The following is a 10968-nucleotide window of genomic DNA, read 5'->3' on the forward strand; positions in this document are numbered from 1 at the left end:
CGACCTTGTCGGGGCAGCCGACCTGCGCGCCCATCGCGGCCGGGACGGCGAAGCCCATGGTCCCGAGCCCTCCGGAGTTGATCCACTTCTGCGGCCGCTCGTAACCGACGAAGTGCGCCGCCCACATCTGGTGCTGGCCGACGCCGGCGGCGAAGATGCCCTCGGGACCGGTCAGCTCGCCGATGCGCGAGATCACGTATTGCGGGGCGAGGAGCCCGTCGGTCGGCTCCGAATAGCCGAGCGGGAACTCCGCGCGGAGCCCATCGAGGTACGACCACCACTCATCGATGTCGACGCCGCCGCTCTCGGGCTTCGCGCCCTCGATCTGGCTGCGGAACGCGATCTCGAGGTCGACGAGCACGTCCTTCAGGTCGCCCACGATCGGCACATCGGCCGTGCGGATCTTCGAGATCTCGGCGGGGTCGATGTCGACGTGCACGACCTTGGCCTTCGGCGCGAACAGCGCCGCCTTGCCCGTCACGCGGTCATCGAACCGGGCTCCGAGCGAGACCAGCAGGTCGGCCTCCTGCAGCGCGAGCACGGCAGGAACCGTACCGTGCATGCCCGGCATGCCGAGGTGCTGCGGATGCGAGTCGGGGAACGCCCCGCGCGCCATGAGTGTCGTCACGACGGGCGCGCCGGTCGTCTCGGCGAGCGTCAGCAGCTCGGCCGCCGCCTGGGCGCGGATCGTGCCGCCGCCCACGTAGAGCACCGGGCGCTTGGCCTCTGCGAGCAGCTGGGCCGCGGCCTGGATCTGCTTGCCGTGCGCCTTCGTGACGGGCCGGTAACCGGGAAGGTCGATCTTCGGCGGCCAGATGAACGGCGCCTCGGCCTGCTGCGCGTCCTTCGTGATGTCGACGAGCACCGGGCCGGGGCGGCCGGTGCCGGCGACCTCGAAGGCCGAGGCGATCGCGGCCGGGATGTCCTCGGCGCGCTTGACCAGAAAGGAGTGCTTCGTGATCGGCATCGTGATTCCGACGATGTCGGCCTCCTGGAACGCGTCCGTCCCCATCAGATTCGAGAACACCTGACCTGTGATGCAGACGATCGGCACCGAGTCCATATAGGCGTCGGCGATGGCCGTCACGAGGTTGGTGGCACCGGGGCCGGACGTCGCGATCGCGACGCCGATCTTGTTCGACGCGGCGGCGTAGCCCTCGGCCGCGTGACCGGCGCCCTGCTCGTGGCGCACGAGGATGTGGCGCAGCTCGGACGAGTCCATCAGGGGGTCGTAGACCGGGAGGATCGCTCCCCCGGGCAGGCCGAAGACGTCCTTGACGCCCAGCAGCTCGAGGGAGCGGACGACCGCCTGCGCGCCCGTGAGCACGGGCGTCGACGCGGTGCGAGCGGGTGGCCGAGGAACGGCCGTGGCGGATTCGGCGGGCATGGTGGTGTCCTTGCGATTGCGAATGGATGTCGGGGGCAGGCCTCAGCCGGTCGTCGCGCCCTCCGCTGCGGAGCGCACGAGTCGCGAGTACTTGGCCAGAACGCCACGGGTATAGCGCGGAGGAAGGGGCTCCCAGCCGTCGCGGCGGGAGCTCAGCTCTGCGTCATCGACGAGTAGGTCGAGAGTGCGAGCCGCGATATCGACCCGTATCAGATCACCATCGCGCACGAAGGCGATCGGACCGGAGTCCACCGCTTCGGGTGCTATGTGGCCGATACACAGGCCGGTTGTGCCGCCTGAGAATCTGCCGTCCGTCAAGAGTAGTACATCTTTTCCGAGCCCAGCGCCCTTGATGGCGGCGGTGATCGCGAGCATCTCGCGCATGCCGGGTCCGCCCTTGGGCCCCTCGTAGCGGATGACGATGACATCCCCCGCGGCGATCTGTCCGGCCTCGAGGGCGTCCATCGCGGCGCGCTCGCGCTCGAACACGCGGGCCGGTCCCTCGAACACGTTGGCGTCGAAGCCCGCCGACTTCACGACCGCCCCCTCGGGGGCGAGCGAGCCGTGCAGGATCGTGATGCCGCCGGTCGCGTGGATCGGGTCGTCGAGGCGGTGGATGACGGTGCCGTCGATCGGGTCGGGATCGAGGTCGCGCAGGTTCTCTGCGAGGGTCTTGCCGGTCACGGTGAGCGCGTCGCCGTGCAGCAGGCCCTCATCGAGCATCGCCTTCATGATCACCGGGATGCCGCCGTGGCGGTCGACGTCGTTCATCACGAACTTGCCGAAGGGCTTCATGTCGGCGATGTGCGGGGTCTTGTCGCCGATGCGGTTGAAGTCATGCAGCGTCAGGTCGACCTGCGCCTCGCGGGCGATCGCCAGGAGGTGCAGCACGACGTTCGTCGAGCCGCCGAGTGCCATCGCCAGGGCGATCGCGTTCTCGAAGGCCTCCTTGGTGAGGATGTCGCCGGTCGTGATGCCGAGGCGGAGCAGATTGACCACCGCCTCGCCCGAGCGGTGCGCGTAGTAGTCGCGGCGGCGATCGGCGGCGGGCGGCGCGGCCGAGCCGGGCAGGCTCAGACCCAGGGCCTCGGCGACGGAGGCCATCGTGTTCGCCGTGTACATGCCACCGCAGGCGCCCTCACCGGGCGCGAAGGCGCATTCGATGCGCTTGAGGTCGGCCTCCGTCATCCGCCCCGCCATGCACGCGCCGACGCCCTCGAAGGAATCGATGATCGTGATGTCCTTCTCGGTGCCGTCGCTCAGCTTGACCCAGCCGGGCGCGATCGAGCCGGCGTACAGGAAGACGCTCGAGAGGTCGAGGCGGGCGCTCGCCATCAGCATGCCCGGGATCGACTTGTCGCAGCCCGCGAGCAGCACGGTGCCGTCGAGGCGCTCGGCCATCACGACGGTCTCGACCGAGTCGGCGATGACCTCGCGGGAGACGAGCGAGAAGTGCATTCCCTCGTGGCCCATCGAGATGCCGTCCGAGACGGAGATGGTGCCGAACTGCAGCGGGTATCCCCCGCCGGAGTGCACGCCCTCCTTGGCGCCCTGTGCGAGGCGGTCGAGGCTCAAGTTGCAGGGCGTGATCTCGTTCCAGCTCGACGCGATGCCGATCTGGGGCTTCTCCCAGTCCGCGTCGCCCATGCCGACGGCGCGCAGCATGCCTCGCGACGTCGTGGCCTCGATGCCGTCGGTGACGACTCGGCTGCGGGGTTTGATATCGGGAGGGGTGGAGTCTGACGCCATGCCTTGAAGTCTATTGCGACAGGTCGGCCCGCAAGGTCCCCAGCAGGTCGAGCAGGGCGGCCAGTGCCGCGGCATCGCCGAGCCGCACGGTGGCGGCCGTCGGGCCCTCGCCGACCCGCACGCCGAGGTCATCGGGGCCGAGGCTGGCAAGCGCATCCTCGTCGGTCACGTCGTCGCCCGCGAAGAGCACCGCGGTCGCACCGGATAGTTCGCGAAGCGCCTCGACCGCGCTGTCCTTGCCCTCGTGCCGCCACGCGTACTCGAGGATGTCGCGCCCGGTGCGCCGGCGCCAGTTCGGCGCCCGCGTCGCCACGAGCTCATCGATCGCGTCGGTGGCCGCGATCGTGCCGGCGTCGTTCGCGAGCCGCGTGTGCAGCCCGAATCCAAATGCCTTCGGCTCGATCCACGCGCCGGGGATGCCGGCGACGAGGTCGCGCGCGGCGTCGACGAGCGCATCGGCGCGCGCCCGCTCGGCGACGTCGTCGACTCGAGGTCGCGGGGAGATTCCCGCGGCGGGCGGATGCCAGAACTCGGCGCCGTGGGAGCCGGCCAGGTGCACGAGGGAGTCATCCGAGTGCTCCGAGATCACGACGAGGTCGGCGAGCTGCCGGCCGGAAACGTACGCGACCGTCGTGTCGGGCAGCGAGGTGAGCCGGTCGATCGCCGCGGTCGACTCGGGCAGCGCCCGTGCCCGCATCGGCTCGTCCTCGAGCGGCGCGAGGGTGCCGTCGAAGTCGAGGGCCACCAGAAGATTGTCGGATGCCGCGATCCGGCGGACCGCCTCGACCGTGCCGTCGTCGAGGGTCATGTGGCCGTCTCCGAGTTCGCGTCCTCGCGCCGTGCCCGCGCCATCGCCTGGAGGAATTCCCGCGACCATGCCTCGACGTCGTGCTCGAGAACCCGGCGGCGCAGCGCCCGCATGCGGCGGCCCTGTTCGGCGCCGGGCATCTCGACGGCGCGCATGATCGAGTCCTTGAGACCCTCGATGTCGTGGGGGTTGATCCGGATCGCGCTGCCCATCTCGTCGGACGCACCGGTGAATTCGCTCAGGACGAGAACGCCGCGATTGTCGGTGCGGGTGGCGACGTACTCCTTGGCGACGAGGTTCATGCCGTCGCGGAGCGCCGTGACGAGCATGACGTCGGCGGCGAGGAAGAGGGCGACCATCTCCTCGCGCGGGTAGCCCTGGTGGAGGTAGCGGATCGCCGAGTGACCCATGGTGTCGACATCCCCGTTGATGCGGCTCACTGTCAGCTCGATCTCGTCGCGCAGCTGCATGTAGGCCTCGACGCGCTCGCGGCTCGGGCTGGCGACCTGCACGAGGGTCACGTCCTCGACCTTCAGCCTCCCCTCGGCGAGCAGCTCGCCATAGGCCTTCAGGCGGTGCCCGATCCCCTTGGTGTAGTCGAGGCGGTCGACACCGAGCAGGATCTTTCTGGGGTTGCCGAGGCTCGCCCGGATCTCGGCGGCACGGGCACGCACCTCGGGCCTGTGCGCGAGCTCGATGTACGACGACGCGTCGATGGAGATCGGGAACGCCCGCGCGCGGGCGACCCGGGTCGATCCATCCGCGAGCGGCACCGTGATTCCCGAAGCCTTCGTCTCGAAGCGCAGCTGGCGCCGCACCGCGCGGGCGAAGTTGCCGGCATCCGCCACGCGCTGAAAGCCGATCACGTCGGCACCGAGCAGTCCCTCGAGCACCTGGCGGCGCCACGGCAGCTGCGAGTAGAGGCCGTATGCCGGGAAGGGAATGTGGTGGAAGTAGCCGATCGTGAGATCCGGCCGCAGCTCCCGGAGCATCTTCGGCACGAGCTGCAGCTGGTAGTCCTGCACCCACACGGTGCCGTTGTAGGCGACCGCCGAGGCCGCAGCCCCGGCGAAGCGACGGTTGACGCGGACGTAGGCGTCCCACCACAGGCGGCTGTACCGCGGCTCGGCGATCACGTCGTGGTACAGCGGCCAGATGGTGTCGTTCGAGAAGCCCTCGTAGTAGAGCTCGACGTCGTCGGCGCTGAGCGAGACGGGCACGAGATGCGTGCCCTCGAAATCGAAGGGCTCGACCTCGAGATCGGCCTGGCCGGGCCATCCCACCCATGCCCCGTGGTTCTGGCGCATGACAGGTTCGAGCGCCGTCACGAGGCCACCCGGCGAGCGGCGCCAGGCCTGCTCGCCGTCGGGTCCCGTGACACGGTCGACGGGAAGCCGGTTCGCGACGACGACCAGATCTGCCTGGGGCACGCGTTCTCCTGTCGATAGGGGGCGCGGTCTTTCCAGGCTACCGTGCACCCGCGCGGGGACTGCCCCGCGCTGTCAAGGGCCCCCGCCGACGGGACCGGGCCGGTAGCGTGTTCCCATGCGCAAGTATGTCTTCGGCACTGGATTGATCTCCGCGGTCATCGGCGGGCTCACGCTGCTGCGGGGTGCGCGCGATGCGGAGTTCACGTGGCGCACCGCCCTCGCCTGGCTGAGCTGGGGCATCACGCTCGCCCTCGCGATCGGTGCCGTCGTCGACACGCGGCGCGCGAGCCGGGGTGCGCTCGTGCCGGCCGAGTCGAAGGTGTACGGCAAGGAGCCCGAGCTGGTCAAGAAGCGCCTCCGCGGCTGATCGCGAGACTAGAGCCGGATCTCGTAGTGCACGAATCCGGTGCTTTCGGCGACCCTGTCGTACAGGGCGCGCGCCCTGTCGTTGTGCTTCTGGGTCAGCCAGTACACCTTCGAGCAGCCGTGCTCGGCCGCCCACGCGCGGACGTGCTCGATCAGGGCGGCGCCGGCGCCGGAGCCGCGCGCATCGGGGTGCACGAACAGGTCTTCGAGGTAGCAGTACGGACCCTCCGACCACGTCGCGGCGTGCGTCAGCCAGTGAGCGAAGCCGATCGTGCGGCCGGAGTCATCGCGCGCGACGGCGCCGTGGATGCCGGATGCCGGATCGAGCAGTCGCTCGAATGTCAGGATGGTCTGCGTCGCCGGGAGCGTCGCCTCGTAGAACTCGAGGTACCCCCACCACAGCGCGAGCCAGTCGTCGTGGTCGGCCTGCGTCAGCGGTGCGATCTCAGCCATCCGTTCAGGGTACGCCGCCACCCCTGCCGATGTTCGGCTCGGCTGTCAGCGCGTCAGGATGAGGGCGTCGCCCTGTCCCCCGCCGCCGCACAGGGCGACGGCCGCCGTGCCTCCCCCGCGGCGCACGAGCTCGTGCACCGCATGAACGACCAGCCGGTTGCCGGACGCCCCGATCGGGTGCCCGATCGCGATGCCGCCGCCGTGGATGTTGACGATGTCGTCCGACAGCGACAGCTCCTTCTGGGATGCCGCGACCACGGCGCCGAACGCCTCGTTGATCTCGACCAGGTCGAGGGCGGATGCCTGGATACCCTGCTTCTCGCACGCCTGGGCGATCGCCCGCGCCGGCTGCGAGTGCAGCGAATTGTCGGGTCCCGCGACCTGTCCGGCGGCGCCGACGCACGCGAGCACGTGCCACCCCTGCTCATCGGCGTGGGCCCGCGAAGTGAGCACGACCGCCGACGCGCCGTCGGAGATCTGCGACGAATTGCCGGCGGTGATCGACCCGCCCTCGGCGAAGGCGGCACGAAGCCCCGCGAGCGATTCGACGGTGGTGTCGGGGCGGATGCCCTCGTCCTTCGTCACGACGAGCGGGTCGCCCTTGCGCTGGGGGATCTCGACCGCGACGATCTCGGCGTCGAAGACGCCGGCGGCCTGCGCGGCGGCCGCGCGCTGGTGGGAGCGGGCGGCCACGGCATCCTGAGCGCTGCGGTCGACGCCGAAGCGCTCGTTGTGGCGTTCCGTCGACGCACCCATGCTCTCGCGGTCGTACGCGTCGGTCAGGCCGTCGTACGCCATGTGGTCGAGCACCTCGACGCTGCCGTACGTCCAGCCATCGCGCGAGCCCATCAGCAGGTGCGGGGAGCGCGTCATCGATTCCATGCCGGCGGCGACGACGACATCCGCGTCCCCCGTCTTGATCATTCGCGCGCCGTCGATGATCGCGGTGAGGCCCGAGAGGCACACCTTGTTGACCGCGACGGAGTGGACGTCCCAGCCGATGCCGGCGCCGATGGCGGCCTGGCGGGCGGGGTTCTGGCCGGTGCCGGCCTGAAGCACCTGGCCGATGATGACGGCGTCGACGGTGTCGGCGGGGATGCCGCCCTGCGCGAGGGCACCGCGGATGGCGGCCGAGCCGAGTTGCGGCGCGGTCAACGCGGCGAGCTGCCCCTTGAGCCGGCCTTGCGGGGTGCGTGCGGCCGCGACGATGACGACGTCGTCGGCGGGGGCGGAGGAAGCGGTCATGACGCCACCCTAAGCGTGTCGGAGACGGTGAGGGCGGGCTCGGTAGCGGCGACAACCTCGTCGACGGTCACCCCTGGTGCGGTCTCGACCAGCACCAGTCCGGCATCCGTCACATCGATCACCGCGATGTCGGTGATGATGCGATCGACGACCCCCTTGCCCGTGAGCGGCAGCGAGCATTCGTTCACGATCTTGGCCGAGCCGTCTTTCGCGACGTGCTCCATCAGCACGATGACCCTCGCGGCGCCGTGCACGAGGTCCATCGCGCCGCCGGGACCCTTGACCATCTTTCCCGGGATCATCCAGTTGGCGAGGTCGCCCGTGGCCGAGACCTGCATCGCGCCGAGGATGGCCGCGTCGATCTTGCCGCCGCGGATCATGCCGAAGCTCATGGCCGAATCGAAGAACGCGGTGCCGGGGAGCGTCGTCACGGTCTCCTTGCCGGCGTTGATGAGATCGGGATCGACGTTCTCCTCGGTCGGGTACGGCCCGACGCCCAGGATGCCGTTCTCGGACTGCAGCACCACCGTGACGTCGTCGGGAACGTAGTTGGGGACGAGCGTCGGGAGGCCGATGCCGAGGTTGACATACGAACCGTCGGCGAGCTCCGCGGCCGCGCGGGCCGCCATTTCATTGCGGGTGAGTGCCATTGCCGTCACGCTCCTTCCGGCATCGGGCGGGATGCCGCTTGCTCTGCGGAAACCGTGCGCCGCTCGATGCGCTTCTCGATGTCGGTGCCGACCTCGATGATGCGATGCACGTAGATGCCCGGCAGGTGCACCTGGTCGGGATCGAGCTCGCCGGGTTCGACGAGCTGCTCCACCTGAGCGATGCAGACCTTGCCCGCCATGGCGGCGAGCGGGTTGAAGTTGCGTGCCGCCTTGTTGAAGATCAGGTTGCCGTGCCGGTCGCCCTTGAGCGCGTGCACGAGCGCGAAGTCGGTGACGATGGCCTCTTCGAGCACGTAGTCGCGCTCGACACCGGTCACCGCGAAGGTGCGCACGTCCTTGACCGGCGAGGCGACGGCGACACCGCCCTGTCCGTCGTACCGGCGCGGGAGCCCGCCCTCGGCGACCTGCGTGCCGACGCCGGTCTGCGTGTAGAACGCGCCGACACCGGATCCGCCTGCGCGGAGCTTCTCGGCGAGGGTGCCCTGCGGCGTCAGCTCGAGCTCGAGCTCCCCGGAGAGGAACTGCCGCTCGAACTCCTTGTTCTCGCCGACGTATGACGACGTCATCTTGCGGATGCGCTTCGCGTTCAACAGGATGCCGAGGCCCCAGTCATCCACCCCGCAGTTGTTCGACACGATGCTGAGATCGCTCGTTCCCTGCGCGAGCAGGGCCTCGATGAGGGCGATGGGGTTTCCCGAGAGGCCGAATCCGCCGACCGCAAGGCTCGCGCCGTCCGGGATGTCGGCGACGGCCTCTGTCGCCGAGGCATACGTCTTGTCGATCACGTGTCTCCACTCCTTCGTCGAACCCGCGCACCACCATCCGGTCGCTGGCCGACCGTTCGGGATGCCGCTTCCACTCTGCGCCCGCGAGGCCTCTCGGCTCAAGCCCCGGCTTGTGATGTGGATGGACCTGGACGTAGTGTCCACATTATGGAACGCTCGCCGATTGTGCCCGGTGCGCAGGCGATCGCGCGCGCGGCCCGCCTGCTCCGCCTCGTCACGGCTGCCGGCGAAGCGGGGGCCGGGGTGCAGGAGCTCGCCCGGCAGGCCGACCTCTCCCGCTCCACCGCACACCGGCTGCTGTCGGCCCTGCGCGTGGAGGGGCTCGTCGATCAGGACGAGCAGAGCGCGAGATGGATGCCGGGCCCCGAGCTGTTCCTGATGGGCAGCGTCGCCGCCGCGCGGTACGACGTGACGGGGCTCGCCCGCGACATCGTGCGCTCGCTCGCGGTCAAGACCGAGGAGAGCGCGTTCCTCTCCGTGCGCCGCGCCGACGAGACGGTCTGCCTGCTGCGGGAGGAGGGCAGCTTCCCGATTCGGTCGTTCGTGCTCAGCGAGGGGGTGCGGTTTCCCCTCGGCGTCGCGTCCGCGGGGCTCGCGATCCTGGCCTTCCTTCCCGAGGCGGATGTCGATGCCTATCTCGACCGGCACCCCGAGCTACCCGAGCGATTCGGGCGCCCGCACGCGCCCCGGCCGCTGCGGGAACGCATCGCCGACACCCGCGACCGCGGTTACGCGGTCAATCCCGGACTCATCGTCACCGGCAGCTGGGGGCTCGGCGCCGCCGTGTTCAACCGCGCCGGGCAGCCCGAGTGGGCGCTGAGCCTGACCGGGGTCGAGTTCCGGTTCGGGCCCGACCGGCTGCCCGCGCTCGGGCGGACGCTCCTCGCGCACGCGCACCAGCTCACGACCCGCATCGCCGCCGCCGGGCGCTGAGGGCGCGGCCGTTCGTCTCGCGTCGGCGGCTACGCCCGCCGGCGCTTCGGCTTGTCTTCGCCCGCCTTCGGCGCGTCGACGCTCACGTCGATGAGCTCCTGCCCCCGGTCGGTCGACCAGATCGCCTCGAGCCCGCGGTCACCGTGCTGAGATGCCCGCACCGCGCGCTCGTCGGCCCACCCGTTGAGGCGGTGCCCGGCGTGGCCGCGCACGTGCTCGAACGTCACGTCGGGCAGTCCCGCCGCGCGGCGCGCGTCGCGCGCCACGATGAGCTCGCTCAGGATGTCGGCGTTCTTGGTGGGCTCGCGGGTGCTGGTCTTCCAGCCCCGGCGTCTGTGCGCGTCCATCCACTGCGTGTAGCTGTTGATCGCATACATCGAGTCGGCCTGGATCAGCAGGTCGGCCACGCCCGCGTGGTCGCGGATCGCGTACAGCACCGCCAGCAGTTCACCGATGTTGTTCGTCCCGGCGGCGAGCGACCCGGCCGCCCACCGGCCGTCCTCCCCCACCCATGCCCACCCGGCCGGACCGGGGTTGCGCATGCAGGCGCCATCGGTCGCGACGATGTACCGAGGCATGGTTTCGATTCACTCCGCAATCCCGATGTTGCAAACCCACGAAGGGCCCCGTCTTCCGCGATTCGCTGAAGCCGGAGCCCTGTCTGTGCACCCCCTGGGACTTGAACCCAGAACCCACTGATTAAGAGTCAGTTGCTCTGCCGATTGAGCTAGAGGTGCATGATCCGCAAGAGGCGAACCGAGGGTCAACATTAGCATCACGGTTACGTCGGCCGCGAATCGAGGCACGGCGGCCCGGTATCCTTTCAGGTGTGCTCTCCCCTTCCCCTCCGCCCGCTGCCGGCGCGTCAGTGAGCGAAGGGCTGGAGGCCGATCTCGCCTTCGCTCTGCGCCTTGCAGATGCGGCGGACGCGCAGTCGCTTCCGCGCTTCGACGCGGCCGACCTCAGTGTTTCGGTGAAGGCCGACTCGTCGCATGTCACCGATGCCGATCTTGCGACCGAGCGCGCCATCCGCGCACTGATCGAGACAGAGCGCCGCGGCGACGGCATCTTCGGTGAAGAGTTCGGCGAGCAGGGCGGCACCGCTCGCCAATGGATCATCGATCCCATCGACGGCACCGCG

12 protein-coding genes and 1 tRNA gene are annotated in these 10968 nt (G+C 69.9%); 3 read left to right on the top strand and 10 right to left on the bottom strand.

Annotated features, from left to right (window positions below):
• The 4 genes from ilvB to VNT50_RS05680 all read right to left on the bottom strand — a co-directional run.
• Positions 1-1387, bottom strand: a 1387-nt coding sequence (gene ilvB / locus VNT50_RS05665; RefSeq protein ID WP_325484129.1) for a biosynthetic-type acetolactate synthase large subunit, incomplete at its 3' end; no start/stop codon positions are given.
• A gap of 42 nt (positions 1388-1429) precedes the next feature.
• Positions 1430-3136: a dihydroxy-acid dehydratase gene (ilvD, locus tag VNT50_RS05670; protein WP_325484130.1), complete on the bottom strand. Its 1707-nt coding sequence runs from the start codon at positions 3134-3136 to the stop codon at positions 1430-1432.
• A 10-nt stretch (positions 3137-3146) separates the two neighbouring features.
• On the bottom strand, positions 3147-3944 hold the full coding sequence (otsB, locus tag VNT50_RS05675; RefSeq protein WP_325484131.1) for a trehalose-phosphatase: 798 nt from the start codon (positions 3942-3944) through the stop codon (positions 3147-3149).
• Complete coding sequence (locus VNT50_RS05680) at positions 3941-5374, bottom strand: alpha,alpha-trehalose-phosphate synthase (UDP-forming) (RefSeq protein ID WP_325484132.1); 1434 nt, start codon at positions 5372-5374, stop codon at positions 3941-3943. The genes otsB and VNT50_RS05680 overlap by 4 nt, the downstream gene beginning before the upstream one ends.
• A gap of 115 nt (positions 5375-5489) precedes the next feature.
• Here VNT50_RS05680 and VNT50_RS05685 point away from each other — a divergent pair, with 115 nt between their 5' ends.
• Positions 5490-5741, top strand: coding sequence for a hypothetical protein (locus VNT50_RS05685; RefSeq protein ID WP_325484133.1), 252 nt, complete (start codon positions 5490-5492; stop codon positions 5739-5741).
• 8 nt (positions 5742-5749) lie between these two features.
• Here the strand turns inward: VNT50_RS05685 and VNT50_RS05690 are convergent, their stop codons facing one another.
• The 4 genes from VNT50_RS05690 to VNT50_RS05705 are packed head-to-tail and all read right to left on the bottom strand — an operon-like array spanning position 5750 to position 8894.
• Complete coding sequence (locus VNT50_RS05690) at positions 5750-6193, bottom strand: GNAT family N-acetyltransferase (protein WP_325484134.1); 444 nt, start codon at positions 6191-6193, stop codon at positions 5750-5752.
• A 45-nt stretch (positions 6194-6238) separates the two neighbouring features.
• On the bottom strand, positions 6239-7438 hold the full coding sequence (locus tag VNT50_RS05695) for an acetyl-CoA C-acetyltransferase (RefSeq protein ID WP_325484135.1): 1200 nt from the start codon (positions 7436-7438) through the stop codon (positions 6239-6241).
• A complete protein-coding gene (locus VNT50_RS05700; RefSeq protein ID WP_325484136.1) occupies positions 7435-8088 on the bottom strand; it encodes a 3-oxoacid CoA-transferase subunit B in 654 nt (217 codons plus the stop codon). The genes VNT50_RS05695 and VNT50_RS05700 overlap by 4 nt, the downstream gene beginning before the upstream one ends.
• Before the next feature lie 5 nt (positions 8089-8093).
• Entirely contained in the window at positions 8094-8894 is an 801-nt protein-coding gene (locus VNT50_RS05705; protein WP_325484137.1) for a CoA transferase subunit A, read from the bottom strand.
• Between the two features lie 147 nt (positions 8895-9041).
• On the opposite strand from VNT50_RS05705, the gene VNT50_RS05710 reads away from it, so the two are divergent.
• A complete protein-coding gene (locus VNT50_RS05710; RefSeq protein WP_325484138.1) occupies positions 9042-9827 on the top strand; it encodes an IclR family transcriptional regulator in 786 nt (261 codons plus the stop codon).
• A gap of 29 nt (positions 9828-9856) precedes the next feature.
• Here VNT50_RS05710 and VNT50_RS05715 read toward each other — a convergent pair whose 3' ends face one another.
• Together VNT50_RS05715 and VNT50_RS05720 are read right to left on the bottom strand one after the other, a co-directional pair.
• Positions 9857-10405: a ribonuclease H family protein gene (locus tag VNT50_RS05715; RefSeq protein ID WP_325484139.1), complete on the bottom strand. Its 549-nt coding sequence runs from the start codon at positions 10403-10405 to the stop codon at positions 9857-9859.
• A gap of 86 nt (positions 10406-10491) precedes the next feature.
• Positions 10492-10564 (bottom strand) — tRNA-Lys (locus tag VNT50_RS05720).
• Between the two features lie 92 nt (positions 10565-10656).
• Between VNT50_RS05720 and VNT50_RS05725 the strand changes: the two genes are divergently transcribed.
• A partial coding sequence (locus VNT50_RS05725; RefSeq protein WP_414683942.1) for an inositol monophosphatase family protein occupies positions 10657-10968 on the top strand: 312 nt, incomplete at its 3' end.

This window comes from Microbacterium sp. (genome assembly GCF_035554235.1).
Taxonomy (GTDB): Bacteria; Actinomycetota; Actinomycetes; order Actinomycetales; family Microbacteriaceae; genus Microbacterium.